General features: G+C 39.5%; 11 protein-coding genes. 5 read left to right on the forward strand and 6 right to left on the reverse strand.

Going from position 1 to position 16891, the window contains the following annotated elements; genetic code table 11:
- Positions 1–2: 2 nt before the first annotated feature.
- From BM073_RS15955 to BM073_RS15980, 6 genes are all read right to left on the reverse strand, one after another.
- Complete coding sequence (locus tag BM073_RS15955; RefSeq protein WP_091655335.1) at positions 3–1853, reverse strand: FAD-dependent oxidoreductase; 1851 nt, start codon at positions 1851–1853, stop codon at positions 3–5.
- A 15-nt stretch (positions 1854–1868) separates the two neighbouring features.
- Positions 1869–2732, reverse strand: coding sequence for an ROK family protein (locus BM073_RS15960; protein WP_091655336.1), 864 nt, complete (start codon positions 2730–2732; stop codon positions 1869–1871).
- 10 nt (positions 2733–2742) lie between these two features.
- Positions 2743–3873: a glycoside hydrolase family 18 protein gene (locus BM073_RS15965; protein WP_091655337.1), complete on the reverse strand. Its 1131-nt coding sequence runs from the start codon at positions 3871–3873 to the stop codon at positions 2743–2745.
- Between the two features lie 78 nt (positions 3874–3951).
- Positions 3952–5517 carry a SusD/RagB family nutrient-binding outer membrane lipoprotein gene (locus BM073_RS15970; RefSeq protein WP_091655338.1) on the reverse strand — a complete coding sequence of 522 codons (1566 nt, stop codon included), beginning with the start codon at positions 5515–5517 and terminating at the stop codon, positions 3952–3954.
- A 28-nt stretch (positions 5518–5545) separates the two neighbouring features.
- Positions 5546–8671, reverse strand: a complete 3126-nt coding sequence (locus BM073_RS15975) for a SusC/RagA family TonB-linked outer membrane protein (RefSeq protein WP_091655339.1) — start codon at positions 8669–8671, stop codon at positions 5546–5548.
- Positions 8672–9220: 549 nt separating this feature from the next.
- Complete coding sequence (locus tag BM073_RS15980; protein ID WP_091655340.1) at positions 9221–11383, reverse strand: glutamine synthetase III family protein; 2163 nt, start codon at positions 11381–11383, stop codon at positions 9221–9223.
- Between the two features lie 232 nt (positions 11384–11615).
- On the opposite strand from BM073_RS15980, the gene mtaB reads away from it, so the two are divergent.
- From mtaB to BM073_RS16005, 5 genes are all read left to right on the forward strand, one after another.
- Positions 11616–12935, forward strand: coding sequence for a tRNA (N(6)-L-threonylcarbamoyladenosine(37)-C(2))-methylthiotransferase MtaB (gene mtaB / locus BM073_RS15985; protein WP_091655341.1), 1320 nt, complete (start codon positions 11616–11618; stop codon positions 12933–12935).
- A gap of 101 nt (positions 12936–13036) precedes the next feature.
- Positions 13037–15049 carry an alpha amylase C-terminal domain-containing protein gene (locus tag BM073_RS15990; RefSeq protein ID WP_091655342.1) on the forward strand — a complete coding sequence of 671 codons (2013 nt, stop codon included), beginning with the start codon at positions 13037–13039 and terminating at the stop codon, positions 15047–15049.
- Between the two features lie 89 nt (positions 15050–15138).
- Positions 15139–15459: a hypothetical protein gene (locus tag BM073_RS15995; RefSeq protein ID WP_091655343.1), complete on the forward strand. Its 321-nt coding sequence runs from the start codon at positions 15139–15141 to the stop codon at positions 15457–15459.
- A 28-nt stretch (positions 15460–15487) separates the two neighbouring features.
- Positions 15488–15925: an SRPBCC family protein gene (locus BM073_RS16000; RefSeq protein WP_091655344.1), complete on the forward strand. Its 438-nt coding sequence runs from the start codon at positions 15488–15490 to the stop codon at positions 15923–15925.
- Positions 15926–16011: 86 nt separating this feature from the next.
- The gene (locus BM073_RS16005) at positions 16012–16887 is read left to right on the forward strand and encodes an ATP-grasp domain-containing protein (protein WP_091655345.1); all 876 of its coding nucleotides are present in this window, start codon (positions 16012–16014) and stop codon (positions 16885–16887) included.
- The last annotated feature ends 4 nt before the right edge of the window (positions 16888–16891 follow it).

A 16891-nucleotide genomic window follows, 5' to 3' on the forward strand; every position in this document is an offset into this window, starting at 1 on the left:
AACTAATCATATCTTCCATTCCAACTAACAGGTTTTGAAAAGGGATCTAGAATTTCGTCTAAAATGACTGAAACCTCTCTCCTATTAAGGATTTTATCTGTACGAAAATCACCTTCCAGACCCTCTCTTTTCCAAACCTGAGCAATCTCCAATAATGGAGTATTCTCCTTTATCATTTCCAAAAAGGCTTGAAACCGTTCTCCCGTCAAGTAATCCCCGGATGCACCCCAATAATCATTCAGGTGTGGATATACTTCTTTTAAACCTGACATCAATTCATATTCTGTGATTGGTCTTTCAGGATAAAACCATGTTTGATTAGCCCATAAATAAGGAACACCTTCTCCTTTTAAAATTCCTGTCGCACCTATTTTTTGCATCGCCATGAAGTGCGGGTCTCTTGGATTCAAATCAATAAAAGGCATGATATAAGCACCTTGATTCAACAACCCCAACTGTACCTGCCTGATTGAAATCTCGTCTAACCTTTTTGAGTTTTTAGAAGTAATGCTTGCAAGTACTCCGGCCGCATGGCCTATCCCCAATACCACTGGCTGAAGCCTGGATGCGCCATTGACAATATTGGAAACAGAAATACTTTTTTCTGCTAAAATTAGAGCAGGATGATTTTTAGGAATCAGAGCACCTAATGGAACATTATAGCTTGGAACTCTGATTTTGATAAAGTCGATCTCTGGAGCATTCAAATTCTTTTTATGATGGTGATCTATCGTATAGTCTCCGACTGCCACGCCTGTTCTGTACAAGGGATTGGGAGCATCATATGGATTTCTCACGTAAGGTAATGTAAAATCCACCAAGCCATAAAACCTTCTCGACTCTCTGTGATATGGAATCATTGGCAAGTTATCCTCCGTTGGATACTCATCTTCCGCAATTCCCAAATGTTTATATCCCAATTCATTTTGGATGTAATAGACAAATCGTAGACTCGTCTGTTTGGCTTTTTCCAGTTCCTTTTTTCGTTCCTCCTCACTCAGCTCGACTAAATTCACATAGTGGTCATTTCCGCAATTCGGCCAATTTATCATGTACTTTCCATTCGGGAGTTTCCCATAACCTAGCATTTTATCACAGTCCAAAGTTGGAGCATTATCCGTGATAGGATCAGCATGTGCGCAGGCACAGGCAAACTCTGCAGGATCATAATTGGCAGGCTTTGGAATCGTTCGATCGCTTCCTTTACCATAATCCTGAAGGGTCACCACATAAGTCAAGTCCTGCACAATATCATTCGCCCTCTCGGGTGCAAACTCCTCTCCAATATCAGTTCGGGCATCCATGCCTAAGCGGTAAGGCAGTCCGAGAGAAGCAGCTACATCTCCCAACTCCGTTGCATCTATCAAAATGGGAGCATAAGCGGTATGAATTTGACCATCTCTTCCGAAAATCAAAGTCCATTGATTGCCCTCATATTGGGCTGACTTCCATTCGCTTTGAAATGAAACCTGAAGATTCGGTTCAGAAGATACAATTCGTTGAAAAATTTCATTTCCAACCTTAGGTTCAAAAAGGGTATTTGAAACCCAACCTGTAGAAAGCGCTTGCTGAGAACCATAATGAGCGATTAGACTATCTCTAAATTCTCCCCAAATACCTGAGGGCAGCTTATGATTACCATCAATTGCCGATACTCCAGCAGAAGTCAGCATCCCACCGAGCCAAGTTGTTGACTCTACAATCAGGGTTTTACTTCCCATTCTTGCTGCAGCAATACCAGCAGCTGTCCCACTTGCTCCCCCTCCCACAATCAATACATCATATTTTTCCTGAGCAAAAAGAAGGCTTAAAAAGCCAAAAAACAAAAGGCTCAAACAAGTTATCTTTTTCATAAATCAGTTTTTATTTCATGTTAGATTTTTAAAAAATGGTTGAACTGAACCAATCAAAGAAGCATTTTCACCCAATTCAGATTTCTTACAAGTCAGTTCCAAGCCCATTCTTTCGAGGTAAGTCTGAGCGAACGGAAGAAAAAATTTGGATGCATTAGAAATTTTTCCGCCAACTATAACTGACTCAGTTTGAAGTCTTGAAACATAGGGGAATAAAAATTCGCCCAATGTATTCCCAAATTTCTGAAAAATAGATCGAGAGATCTCAGAATCCACCTCTGGAGCTAACAGGTCCTTTACTCCCTCTATTTCCAATTCATATTGTTTTTTTGCTTCTCCAATGAACCAAGCCGTTCCCAAATAGTCTTCTGCTATTCCATCCCTAAAAGGAGCTGTCCAAAGCTTTGCATCCTTTAATACCTCTTCCACTTGAATAGCTGAGCCTAGGCCAGTTCCTAATGTTAGTCCCAATAGATTACTATGCTTTCTCCCTGCACCCACCATACTTTCCCCTCTCAGAAAAGCCTCTGCATCATTCATAAATAAGATGAATTCCGGGCCAATTGAAAGAGAGTCAGCCAATAAGTCTTTTACAGACAATTGATACAGACTTTTTAATTTCCCCTGTTCTTGAATCAAAGAAACTCCATTTTGATAATCAAAAGGCCCTGGCATGGCGATACCTAGTTGAATTGCCTGTTTCCCATTAGCTACTTTTTTAATTACATCTGACCATGCGTCAATGATTTCATCAACTGAGCCAGAAGTATCTACGTCTGCTTCAGAAAAGTTGGAAAGTTGTATGCTTCCTGAATTCCAGTTTATCTGCGCTACTGAAATATGACTTCCCCCAATATCAACTCCAATTATTGTCATCATTTTAAATGCTTTAATTAGAGTTAGCAGGGTTCAAAGATTCATAAAGGGTGTTCAACAAGCTGCCTGTATTGTCTTCAGAAAGCTCCCAAAACATTGCTCCCCCTAATTGATTCTCTTTGACAAATCTCATTTTGGCTTTTAGGGATTCTTCATCTTCGAAAGTAATCCAGGTAGAATCCAATGGTGAAAACAGGTAGGGAGCAGAAGCTTGAGTATCCCAAAATCTACTGTAGGAGGAGTTTTTTGAAAGTGCATAGATTTGATGATAAGGAAGCCCCATTTCAAAATTTCCAGCTTGAAAAAGACCATTATCTTCAGAATCTACCCCTTTCCACATTCTACCATAGAAAGGAACTCCCAATACTAGTTTTTCAGCTGGTATTCCAAATTCGATGTGCTCCTTTACTGCAGTTTGAGCAGACATCCCTTTGCTTCCATTGGGATACAGGTTGGCATGATGCCCTGTAATTTCATCTCCTGCAGTATAAAAATCGTAAGCCATGATGTTGATGAAATCCAAATACTTTTGAGCTTCGGCCATATTATTGACTTCCAAATATTTTCTAAATCCTCCCGAAGCAATCGTCATCAAATAATGTCTATTGTCCAACTCTCCCAAAGAATCCAGCGCTGAACGAAAACTCTTGAGCATGGCTACAAAATTGTCTTTATCTTCTGCTCGGTAAGGATTATTATCCCCTGGTAAGCCAGGATACTCCCAATCAAAATCCAATCCATCCAATTGGTGTTTTTTCAAAAATTCAACTCCGGAAGCTGTCAGCTTCTTTATCCCTTCGACAGTTAAAACAGCATCAGAAAAACCTTTAGACCTAGTCCATCCACCAATTGAAATGAGGATTTTTAAATCAGGATTAATGAGTTTAAGGGATTGTAATGCTGCTAAATTGGTGCTGTCTTTTGCCTTTCTGTCATCAATATGGGTGACCACCCCATCTTTCACATCAGCAAATGCATAGTTGATATGCGTTAACTTATCTGCAGGGATTTTTTTTGGATTGATATTTTTCCAACCTGCCACATAGCCGACGATGTGGTAATCTTTTTCTGGGTAATTCTGGGATTCTTCTTTGGAAGTGCATCCGAAAATCAAAATTACAAGAAGGATCAAAGATAGTCTCATTGAGATTCAATTAAGATTTAAAAAAACAGAGGCTTTGAAATTCATCAAAACCTCTGTCAAAATTAAGAAAGATGAGGATTAATTTCCTCCGTCCCACCAAACTCTAGTAGCGAATAAATCACCACCCATTCTTGAAGTGGCCGCTTGATAGTTTTCAGGATTAGAACCGATCTCTGATTCCCAATATCTCAACCTTCTTGGAATAAAATTCCCTTCAAATGCATTAGGATCTTGTGTAGGAGTCAAAGCAGGATAGCCTGTTCTTCTCCAATTGGACCAAGATTCAATATCATTCAAATAAGTAGCTGCCCAATACTCTTCACCAATCAAGCGTAATTTATCTTGATTTGATGCGGCCGCAAATCCTCTTCCTGCTATGTAAGCAGAAACTTCATTAGCAGGTACTGAAAAATCCGGATCAAAATACACCCATGAATTGATGGCTGCTCTCACTCCAGCTGTGAAATGAGACTCTGCGCTCGAGTTAATCCAGCCTTTCAACGCTGCTTCTGCTTTCATCAACTCAACCTCTGCATAAGAAATCAAGTAATAAGGGTCTTCCCAATCCAAATATTTCAAATTCAACATAGAGAAGTTTTGCTGAACAATCGTAAAACGATCCAAAGTTCCAGGAGCAACAACATCTCTAATATTAGTTGAATTGTAGCCATTTGGCATCCCTATCTGTTCCTCAGGAGCAGTTATCCAAGTGGATGCATTTTCTGGATTCCCTATTCCACCTGTAATGATCATTTTTCTTGGATCATTGTTAGCATTCATCCAGTCCATGAATGTTTTTGAAATCTTACAATCCCTAGAATACTTATAAGTGTTCCAATAACCATCATTTAAACCATTTCTATTTACCCCTTGAGGCCCTGGTGCATAATGGATAAAAGCAATATCATCATTGCTGGTAAAGGCACCACTGCTATTCGCTTCTGTGAAAACTTCCTGAGCCTTTGCTGGATCAACATTGCTCATTCTCATTGCCATTCTCATCAATAGAGAATTAGCAAACTTTTTCCACTTTGCGATATCTCCTCCGTAAATAAAATCCTGAACTCCCAAAGGTCTTGCAGAAGAAGAAAATTTATCCCTTGCAGCCTTTAAGTCGTCTATCATTTTATAATAAACCTCTTTTTGCGGTTCATAAGCTGGAAACCAGTTTTGCTCACCTTCCAAACCATAACCTGCCTGCGTGTATGGAATATCTCCATACATATCGGTCATTCTTAAAAGGTCAAAAGTTCGAAGTATAGTTGCCGCAGCATTTACATTTGCCTCATTTGGCTTATCCTTGGTTTTTCGGATTACTTCGGAAAAGAGACGGATCACATCAGTGAAATGTCTTTCCATATAAGCTCCAGAATACTGAGCAGAATAGAAATATTTATCTCCACTGAAGTAGCCCGCAGTGGATGCAGTGTGCTGAATCATGGTAGCAGCATACAGCATATTGGCACGGGTATTTTCATATTCCCCTCCAATTCTCAATGTTGCAAGAGAGAAAAGGTATTGCATATCGATATCCTCGACAGCATTTTGATTCACGTTTAGGTCTAATAAGTCCTGTTCGCTACAGGAAGTAGCAAAAAGCAAGGAAGCCAACACCAGACCGGTCATTTTATTTAAAATTCTCATTGTTTCAATAGTTTAGGGTTGAACCGACTTAGAAGTTAGCAGATAGATTAAATCCAAAGCTTCTGTTTGCTGGTACAGAGAAAAACTCCAAACCCTGAGCATTTCCAGAAGTAGTATAGGCTGCTTCTGGATCAATATTAGGTGTGTTTTTCCAAAGAATAGCCAAGTTTCTACCTACCAAAGACAGGGACAATGACTGGAACGGAGTCCTTTCTATAAATGCTCTCGGGAAGGTATATCCAAAAGAGAATTCTCTCAGTTTGGCAAATGAAGCATCATAGACAATATTCTCTGTCACTTGCGCATATCGCTGCCAGTAATTGTCAATCAAATACTTGGTTGGATCGGAAGGATCTGCAGGAATTGTCCAGGTTTTAGGAGTACCCTCTGGAGTGACTCCACTTACAGTCAACGAACCATCACGCCCATTCAGGGTATTTTGATGCAGTCCATATTGGTATGCAAAATAATCAGTACCTGACATGATTGAACCACCCTGTCTAAAGTCGATCAAAGCCATCAATCGGAAGCCTTTGTATGAGAAAGTATTGGTAATACCTCCGGAAATTGGATGACGACCCTCAGCAATAGTTTCATAGCCATTGGTTGTTACCGGGAATCCATTGGCATCGTAAACTTTTTGTCCATTGATTTCCAAATGCTTGAAACCTGATATCATACCCAGAGGCTGACCAACAATGTGTCTAATTCTTTCTCTTCTGGTTCTAGCTTCATCTAAATTGATAAACTCTATAGGATCACCAGCTGCGTTGGTTCCCAAGCTCAATACTTCAGATTGGTTATTGGCAAAATTGAATGAGATATCCCATCTAAATTCATTCATGATAGGAGTGGCATTGATCAATAATTCAATACCCCTGTTCTCCAACTCACCAATATTTACCGTAGTAGATCCAAAACCGGAAGTTGCAGAGATTCCGGTTGCAAGGATATCGTCCGAGGTTCTTCTTTTGTAATAAGCCACGTCTATTCCTAGACGATTATCCATAAATCGAATATCAGCTCCAATTTCATATTCAGTAGACGTATAAGGCGCTAGATTTGCATTTGGTATAGAACCATTATTGATCTGCCCTAAATTGGCCCCCAAGTGTCCTGCTCCAACAAGTCCGTATGTCAAGTTTAAAGCATATGGATTCGGTGCTCCACCACCTACTTGTCCCCAGTTACCTCTCAATTTTGCAAATGTGACAAAGTTTGGCATTTCTAGCATGTCTGATATCACAGCCGAAAGACCTACAGAAGGGTAAAATAACTTGCTATTCGCTGGAGAAAGAGTTGAAAACTGATCCTGACGTCCTGTCAAATTCAAGAAGATCATGTTCTTATAGCCTACGTTTGCAGCGGCGAAATAAGAATTGATTCCCAATTCAGAAAAACCGTACCCGAAAGTCGGAGCAGCTACGTTGGTCACGGAGTGGAAAAATGGAACAACTAGATCATTTCCACCACCTCTTTGATTTTCTATGGTTCTTCTCATGATGTTAGAACCTACAAAACCATCTACATCAAAATCTCCAAAAGATTTATCAAAACCAATTAATAGGTCTGCATTATTTTCTCGAATAGTAGTCATGGTAGTGTTATAACTACCTCTTGGCTTAAATGCGGTCCCATATGCTTCAAAAGCATATTCATCTCTAACTTGGAAGTCCGTACCAAATCTACCCTGAGCATACAACCAATCCGTGAAATCATATTTCAAAGACATATTGCCCAATACTCGATCAGTTACGTCTTCTCTTCCCCATTGGTAAACAGCCCAATATGGGTTGGTTTGGAAAACATTGGACTGATATCTCAATTCAGTTCCGTCAGGCAAAGCTCCAGGCTTATTGGGATCTCCTTTGATTACATCCAAGGGAATATTACCTGGTTTTACGACCATCGAGAAGTTTGCATTTCCCGGCGAATCAGAAAGTCTAGGTCTATTTTCAGCATTTTGCTTTGAGTATTGTCCAGTTACGGCCAAAGTGAACTTTCCCTGCTTGCTATTCACATTGATATTGGCAACATTTCTGGTGAAGCCAGCATTTGGAACTACATCTCTGTTGTCCAAATTGGAAAATGAGAAACGATAAGTGGTATTTTCATTTCCACCAAAAAGAGCAATGGAGTTATTCCAAGTTTTACCCATGTTGTAGAAATCAGTAAAATCTTCACCTAAATAAGAATAAGGTCTTTGCTGTCCATCAAATTGAATTGTCTGGGAACCATCGTATCTGCTTCCCCAGCCATTATTTGCAGTATTGATTGCTTCATCCTGAGTCATTGGCTTTCTGCCATCCTGACCAGGGCCATAAATTCTCTGGAAATTGGTTTGGTCCACTACACTTTCTACAGTGAAATTGGAGTTGAAAGAGACCCCCACTCCTTTTCTGGCGCGACCAGCCTTGGTTGTAATCAAGATTACACCATTAGCAGCTCTGGCACCATACAATGCAGCGGCTGTATTCCCTTTTAATACAGAAAGACTCTCAATATCATCTGGATTAATCGCTGCTAATCCATCACCTGCATCATTGCCACCCCAAAGACCTGCTGAACCTAAGTTGCCTGATTCAATAGGAACGCCATTCACTACATATAAAGGCTGATCATTTCCTGTTAGAGAAGATCCACCCCGAATTACAACACGCGTTGAACCCGCCGCTCCTGTTGCCGGAGGAGTAACATTTACCCCTGCTACTTTTCCTGTAAGAGCATTTCCTAAGTTGATAGCCCTAGATTCTGTGAACTTGTCTCCAGATAATTGAGTGACTGAGTATCCTAATGCTTTTTTGTCACGCTCCATACCAAATGAAGTCACAACAAATTCACTTAGGTCAGAAACGTCCTCAGAAAGTGTAACATTTAAAACAGACTGATTGCCAACAGTAAATTCCTTAGTCGCATAACCTATAAAAGAAAAGACTAAAACTGAATTCGAATTGACACTGATAGAGTACTTGCCGTCCACATCTGTGGTCGTCCCGGTCTGGTTAGTCTTATCTAAGACTGTCACCCCAGGGATGGGCAAACCATCCGTCTCACCCACGACAGTGCCTGTCAGGATGCGATTCTGGGCATATGCCTGCAAACTCAAAAAGAGCATAAAGGCTAGCCCATACGAGATCGATAAAATTTTTCTCATAGCTGGTAATAAAGGGTTAGAAATAAATTGAATTGGAATTCCGGTTCCCCGGGTTTTTGTGAAATAAAATTGGCAGCCTACCGATTTTCATAAAATTTGGCTTTTATAAATTTTTACAATCAAAACATTTGATAAAAAACTGATACACCATGCCTTATCTTGTATATCAGACCTTAAACGCAACTCTATTGGGTAAAGCTAAAAATTAATAAAAATATTAAAAACAATTCTATGATTTTTTTTATCAAAATTGTATTTCTTCTTTAATTTTTTTTTAAAAGTGTCCGTTTTTGAAATTTTATTTTTCCTATAGAGTAGATTCTTATTAAACAAATAAATTTCTAGTAGGGATCAGTATTAAAATTATCTGCTCAGTATTCAAACTTCATTGATTTAAATTTAAAAATTCAAAAAATAGTTTAATGAAAAATTAGAAAAGTGAAAATTATAACTAAGAATTTTTTTTAATGCCTTTCAGAATGGGATTTAAAAGTTCCATAAACAAAAAAAGCCACCCAGAAGGTGGCTTTCTTAAATTATATTTCTCTCTTATCTGATAAAGAGCATTTCTCTATACTTCACTAATGGCCAAGACTCATCGTCTACCAAAAGCTCCAGTTTATCGACAGCGTATCGGATTTTCTCGAAGTATGCTTCTTTTACGTCTGTTTGATATCCTTTGGCTCTCTTTACGATATCATCTTCCTTATTCAGCTGCTTTCTAGCCTCAGTCATTGCAGTCACATTAGACTTCAATGATTCGATGTGCTTGGAAACCTCTTTGATCGTTTCTACAGCTGCTGAATGATCTAAGCCTAGACCTTTCAAACCGTTTGCATTTTCTATCAATTTGTTTTGATAAAGAATAGCAGTTGGGATCACATGGTTCAAAGCTAGATCACCCATTACACGGCTTTCAATTTGAACTTTCTTGATGAAGTTTTCCAACATGATTTCATGACGGGCATGAACTTCCAAGTCATTCATCACATTATGTTTTGCAAATAGCTCCTTGGTGGATTTTTTGCTATAAACATCCAAAGCCTCAGGAGTAGACTTCAAGTTAGAAAGACCTCTCTTGGCAGCTTCTTTCTCCCATTCTTCAGAGTATCCATCTCCTTCAAATCTTACTTTCTTGGAATCCTTGATGTATTTTCTCAATACATTAACAATCGCCAATTTCTTCTCTTTGCCAGACTCGATTTCTTTTTCGATGTCCTTAGCCATTGTCTTCAATGCTTCAGCCACGATGACATTCAAAGTAGCCATTGGTCCTGCACAGTTTGCACTTGACCCTACAGCACGGAATTCAAATTTATTTCCAGTGAATGCAAATGGAGAAGTTCTGTTTCTATCAGTGTTATCCAAGATGATTTCAGGAATCTTAGAGATACCCAATTTCATATACATGTTATCACCTTTTTCAATCTTGATATTTCCGTTTTTCTCCAACTCATCCAAGATAGCTGTCAAGGTTTCCCCGAGGAATACAGAGATAATTGCCGGAGGAGCTTCGTTTGCACCCAATCGGAAATCATTTCCTGCAGAAGCAATACTAGCTCTCAAAAGATCTGAATTATCATAAACAGCTTTCACTGTAGCTACCAAGAAAGTCAAGAACTGCAAGTTTTCACGGGCAGAGTTGCTTGGCTGGAACAAGTTGATTCCAGTATCTGTGATCAATGACCAGTTGTTATGCTTTCCTGATCCATTTACACCTGCAAATGGCTTTTCGTGGAATAGAACTTTCAAACCATGCTTCTCAGCTACTTTCTCCATCATATCCATCAATAATTGGTTGTGATCAACCGCCTTATTGATTTCTTCGAAAACTGGAGCTACTTCAAATTGACCTGGAGCTACTTCATTGTGACGGGTAGAAACCGGAATACCCAACTTATGAGCTTCGATTTCAAAATCCATCATGAAATCCTTCACTCTGGTAGGAATAGAACCAAAGTAATGATCTTCTAATTGCTGACCTCTGGCAGGATTGTGTCCAAATACAGAACGACCAGCCATGACCAAGTCAGGTCTAGCAGAGTAAAGTGCTTTATCGATCACAAAATACTCCTGCTCAACACCTAGAGATGGAGATACTTTACGAACATTTCTATCAAATAACTGACAAATCTGTACAGCTGCATCATTGATTGCTTCTAATGACTTCAACAAAGGTGTTTTGTAATCCAATGCCTCTCCAGTATAAGAAACAAAGATGGTTGGAATACAAAGCGTCTTGTCGAAAATGAAAATTGGAGAAGAAGGATCCCAAGCAGTGTATCCTCTAGCCTCGAAAGTAGATCTGATACCTCCGTTAGGGAAAGAAGATGCATCTGGCTCTTGCTGAACTAGAGCAGAACCTTTGAACTTTTCCAAACCTGCATGAGCATCGAAAAATGAATCGTGCTTTTCAGCAGTTGAGCCAGTAAGTGGCTGAAACCAGTGAGTGTAGTGCGTAACACCCTTGGACAGAGCCCAAGTTTTAACAGCAGATGCTACTTCTTCTGCGGTTGCTACATCAATTTTGCTTCCTTTGTCTACAGCTTCCATTACTTTTTTGAAAACTGAAGGAGCTAAAGACTGCTTCATTTGGCTAATGCCGAAGACATTTGTACCGAAGAAGTCTGAAATTTTTGGGGCCGGCGGGGTTACTTGTACCCGCGGTCTGCCTTGAACCATTGTCAAGGCCTGCTGTCTTAGTGTTGCCATATCTACATTTGTGGTTTAAAATTGTACCAGCAAAAATAGAAAAATATGTGTTCCAAAATGCTTTTGCCTCATTTTTGAATCATTTTTTTCAAAAATTTACACTTTTTTCAATAAAACATGGTGTTTTAGGAGGCATCCACCCGATTTTAACCACTTTTTAGTCTCATTATTGGAAAATTGAAAACAAGACAAGAATGTTTACCTTTGCAAACTCATAATCAGGAGGAAATTTGTGAAAAAGGTAGCCTTTTATACTTTGGGATGTAAACTGAATTTCTCAGAAACGTCCACTATCAGTAGACAATTCGAAGACAAAGGATTCGAAAAAGTGGAATTTCAGGATTCTCCTGACATTTTCATCATCAATACCTGCTCTGTCACCGAGAATGCCGACAAGAAGTGTAAAAAGATAGTAAAGGAGGCTAAAAAGATATCGCCTAACTCTTATGTAGCCATCATCGGATGCTATGCTCAATTAAAACCCAGAGAAATTTCTGAAATCCAAGGAGTGGATGCCGTATTGGGCGCAGCTGAAAAATTCCGATTAATCGAACTTTTAGGTGATTTCGCCAAAGAACAGGAAGCGAAAGTCCTAGCGAGTGAAATTACTGAAGCAAAATCTTTCAATAATGCTTACTCTATCAATGACCGTACGAGAACCTTTCTAAAAGTTCAGGACGGATGTAATTATGGTTGTGCTTTCTGTACCATTCCCTTGGCAAGAGGAAAAAGCCGAAGTAATACCATTGCCTCTGTTTTAGAAGCGGCTGGAGAAATAGCAGCAACTGATGTGAAAGAGGTGGTACTTACAGGTGTGAATATCGGCGATTTTGGAATCGTAGATGGTAAAAGAAATGAGCGTTTCGGAGACCTAGTAGAGGCTTTGGATGAAGTAGAAGGGATAGACAGATTCCGTATTTCATCCATTGAACCCAATTTGTTGACAAACGAGATCATTTCATTTGTCTCAAAGTCCAAACGCTTCGTTCCTCACTTCCATATTCCCCTTCAATCCGGCTCCAACACAATATTACGAAGTATGGGGAGAAGATATTTGAGGGAACTGTACGAAGACCGCGTTTCAAAAATCAAGAGCTTGATGCCTCAGGCATGCATTGGGGTTGATGTAATCGTTGGTTTCCCCGGAGAAACAGATGAGCTGTTTTTGGAAACTTATAATTTCCTAAACGAGCTGGATATTTCTTATTTACACGTTTTCACTTATTCTGAAAGGGCCAATACCCGGGCAGTTGAAATGGATGGAGTGGTTCCTATGAAAAAGCGAAATGAGCGCTCTAAGATGTTGAGAATTTTATCTGAGAAAAAGAGAAGAAAGTTTTACGAGGAGAATTTAGGGAAATCCTTCACGGTATTATTTGAAGAGGATATCGAAGATGGAAAAATGCATGGGTTTACCGAGAACTATATCCGTGTGGCCGCAAAATATGATCCTATGCTAATCAATGAAACCAAACTCGTGACTTTAGACCACATCAATGAATCAGGAAATGTGGAGGTGCTAGAACCTGAGTTTGTTTACGAAAAGCATTAATTCTAAAAGCTGCCCTTGAGCAGCTTTTTTTATTTGAGCAGAGGGAAAGTTTCAATCCTCCTATTTTTTCCTAAATTCAGCTCAGGTAAATCTAATTTTTCGTGAATTCAAACAATACACCACAGCTTATTCAGGATGAACCTTGGTTGGAAACTTTTGAAACGCAAGTTCAAAAGAGAATAGACCGGTTTAACAGTGCAAAATTCCATATCGAAAATGAGTTTGGAAGCATTTTGGAATTTGCCAATTTCCATCAGTATTACGGAATACATTTTGAACCCATCCGAAAGGGATGGATTTACAGGGAATGGGCTCCTGCCGCCAAGCAACTTTTCTTAATGGGGGATTTTAACAACTGGGACAGGTATAATCATCCTATGCGTAGAAATCACAGAGGAGATTGGGAAATTTTCCTACCCTATCAAGAATATAAGAACACATTTGTTCACGAGAGTAAAATCAAAACACATGTCATTGGAGCAAATGACGTGGCCCTAGATAGAATTCCCGCCTATATAAGAAGAGTGGTGCAGGATGAAAGAAGCCATGACTTTGCCGGGCAATTATGGTTTCCTGAGAAATCCTTCGAATGGACTGATTCATCATTTCAACTTCAAGCGATTCAGGAGATGCCCCTCATCTATGAATGTCATGTGGGAATGGCCCAGGAAAAATTAGGAGTAGGCACTTACAAGGAATTTGAAGAAAATATTTTGCCCCGAATTAAAGCTGGTGGTTACAATGCCATTCAAATGATGGCTGTGATGGAGCATCCCTACTACGGATCTTTTGGTTATCATGTATCCAACTTTTTTGCGCCCTCCTCCAGATTCGGCACACCTGAAGAATTAAAATCGCTGATCAATACAGCCCACAATATGGGTATAGCAGTGATTATGGATATTGTACATTCACATGCAGTTAAGAATGTGAATGAAGGATTAAATGAATTTGACGGCACGGATCATCAATACTTTCATCCCGGAATGAGAGGCTATCACGAAGGCTGGGACTCCAAGCTATTTGATTATGGAAAATGGGAGGTTCAGCAGTTTTTGCTTTCCAACATTCGATACTGGATGGAGGAATTTCACTTCGACGGTTTCCGATTCGACGGTGCTACATCCATGCTCTATCATCACCATGGCCATACCTCATTTGACTCTGCAGACAAATATTTTGACTTTGGAGTAGATGAGGATGCCTTGCTTTATTTCCAATTGGCAAATGAATTAATCCATCAACTCAACCCTCATGCTATAGCGATTGCTGAGGAGGTTAGCGGAATGCCAGGACTATGCAGGCAGGTACCTGATGGAGGGATAGGTTTTGACTTCAGGTTAGCAATGGGAATTCCTGATTTTTGGATTAAAACGCTGAAGCACAAGCAAGATGAGCAATGGGATATGTTTGAGCTTTGGCACGAACTAACCAACAGACCCAAGAAGGAAAAATCCATCGCTTATGCGGAAAGCCATGATCAGGCTCTGGTAGGTGATAAATCTATTGCCTTTTGGCTAATGGATAAGGAGATGTACTTTTCCATGTCGGTTTTAAATCAAAATCTGGTTATTGATCGAGGTATTGCTCTCCATAAAATGATCCGAATGATCACGCTTTCATTGGGAGGAGAAGGTTATCTCAACTTTATAGGCAATGAATTCGGGCATCCTGAATGGGTAGATTTTCCAAGAGAAGGCAATAATTGGAGCTATCAATATGCCCGAAGACAATGGTCTTTAGTAGACACTGAGCATCTTCGATACTCTCAGTTGGATGCTTGGGATAAATCCATGATTCAGTTGGCAAAAAACCATGACTTATTGTCCTCTGGCATTGCCGAGCAACTCTATCTGGATCCTGACAAGAAAATCATTGCCTACCATAGAGGACAATTAATATTTGTTTTCTCTTTTCATCCTACAGAATCTTATTTTGGATACCCTGTCCCAATGCCCGAAAAAGGAAAATATCAGATAGCACTCCATTCAGATGAAAAGAAATATGGAGGCTTCGAAAGAGTGGATAAGTCAGTGAAGTATGAGACAGACAAAGACCAAATGGTGCATTTATATGTTCCCAACAGGACTGTCCTAATCATTAAAAAGCTCTAAACCGAAATTAAAACCGCTTCACTACAATTTTTAATTCTCAGGTAATCTGTCTGGATTTTGGTAAATTATACTTGATCAACACTCAAGTTATGAAGGTTCCAAAAACGATTGACCTTAAATCATGGATCCGGTTTCATGCAAAAATTGGAGTAATACTCGGCTTCTTTTGTGGAATTATTTACTCCATTGGAGGATTAGTGGTTGACTCTTTAGTTTCCCTAGGGCTTGCATCAGGAGCGGTTTGGGAAACTCCTGGACTTTCTTTAGGAACATTACTTGCAATGGGAGCTTTGATTGGAATGCCTGTTATTTTCGGCTTCTTACTAATCTGTGCAGCATGCCTAGAAGCATTAATCTGTTATGTTTTCCCGAATTGGTTTTCTTATTTCAATTTCAATAAAAATTCGTAAGACCTTATCCTTAAAATCCATTTACAAGATGAAATCAAATCATTTTGAGCCAATAATTGTATCTGAAACCTTTCATCAAGACGTAAAGACCATTTGGAAATATTTGGTTGAAATCCAGCATATGCATGAATGGTATTTTGAAAATCTGCCTGATTTCAAAGCTGAAGAAGGGTTCGTAACCTCATTCCCTGTAAGTTCTGAGCAGAGGACTTTTACCCATATCTGGGAAGTTGTTGAGGTAATCCCTTTTGAAAAAATCAAATTGAGTTGGACTTATAAAGAATATTCAGGTGAGGGATTTGTTACTTTTCAATTGGAGGAAAAAAACAGCGGAACAAAACTTACAGTAATTACAGAGGGCTTAGAAACCTTCCCTCAGAACATCCCTGAATTCCAAAGAGAAAGCTGCGAGGGAGGATGGAATTATTTTATCAAAGACAGGTTGAAAAATTACGCCTCCAAATAATGATTGGGTCCAATCAAAGATTTTAAGAGTTTCAAAGCCATAATTTCCAATTCTTACTGATATTTGGATAGAATAAATTCAACAATATGCCCCGTTGCGCTTTTCTTTCCATTTCCAATACCGAAGGCTGGTTTATTGACGATGATTTGGTTCATCCATTCCTGCATGAATTAGGCTGGGAAGTAAAAAATATTCCTTGGAATGAAAAAACCGATTGGAATAAATGGGATTTGGTCATCATCAGAAGCCCCTGGGATTATCAGCAGCATTTGGAAGAGTTTATGGAAGTCCTTCAAAAAATCGAGGATTCCAAAGCAATTCTTTTAAATCCCTTAGATATCGTAAAACAGAACATTCACAAAGGATACCTTTTTGATTTGGCAGAAAAAGGAATTGAACTGGTTCCTACTCAGAAGTTTTCAAGCTTGGATGAAAGCCTCATCACCGAATCTTTTGAAAAATTTAAAAGTAATCAGTTAGTAATCAAACCTCTTGTAGGAGCAAATGCAGATGACACTTTTTGGATCAATATTTCCCATCCGCTAGACTGGGGGAAACCTCTGGAAGTCTTTCAGGAAAAAGAAGGAATGATACAGCCTTTCATGAGTGGCATTGTCAAAGAGGGTGAGTTCTCTTTGATTTACTTGAATGGGGAGCTTAGCCACACCATTCTAAAGACCGTAGGAATCGGAGACTTTAGAGTTCAGGAAGAACATGGAGGCGGGGTAATAGCTATTCCAAACCCAGAACCTGAACTCGTGAATGCAGCAGATAAAGCAATGAAGGCTTTGTCATCAACTCCTTTCTATGCCAGAGTTGATTTGGTTCGGACCCGTCACGGAAGCTTTGCCCTGATGGAATTGGAATTGATTGAGCCTTGCCTTTATTTCCGCTTTGACCCGGATTCGCCGAAGAAATTTGCAGCCTTGATCCATGATTATTATTCAAATCTTTCCAAATAGGGAA

The organism is Algoriphagus ornithinivorans (assembly GCF_900115305.1).
Classification (GTDB): domain Bacteria; phylum Bacteroidota; class Bacteroidia; order Cytophagales; family Cyclobacteriaceae; genus Algoriphagus; species Algoriphagus ornithinivorans.

Bases quoted from the DNA above. Each gene is read 5' to 3' on its own strand.
- BM073_RS15955 (WP_091655335.1), bottom strand. From the start codon at position 1,853: ATGAAAAAGATAACTTGTTTGAGCCTTTTGTTTTTTGGCTTTTTAAGC.
- BM073_RS15995 (WP_091655343.1), top strand. From the start codon at position 15,139: ATGAAGGTTCCAAAAACGATTGACCTTAAATCATGGATCCGGTTTCAT.
- BM073_RS15975 (WP_091655339.1), bottom strand. From the start codon at position 8,671: ATGAGAAAAATTTTATCGATCTCGTATGGGCTAGCCTTTATGCTCTTT.
- BM073_RS16000 (WP_091655344.1), top strand. From the start codon at position 15,488: ATGAAATCAAATCATTTTGAGCCAATAATTGTATCTGAAACCTTTCAT.
- BM073_RS15965 (WP_091655337.1), bottom strand. From the start codon at position 3,873: ATGAGACTATCTTTGATCCTTCTTGTAATTTTGATTTTCGGATGCACT.
- BM073_RS16005 (WP_091655345.1), top strand. From the start codon at position 16,012: ATGCCCCGTTGCGCTTTTCTTTCCATTTCCAATACCGAAGGCTGGTTT.
- BM073_RS15960 (WP_091655336.1), bottom strand. From the start codon at position 2,732: ATGATGACAATAATTGGAGTTGATATTGGGGGAAGTCATATTTCAGTA.
- BM073_RS15980 (WP_091655340.1), bottom strand. From the start codon at position 11,383: ATGGCAACACTAAGACAGCAGGCCTTGACAATGGTTCAAGGCAGACCG.
- BM073_RS15970 (WP_091655338.1), bottom strand. From the start codon at position 5,517: ATGAGAATTTTAAATAAAATGACCGGTCTGGTGTTGGCTTCCTTGCTT.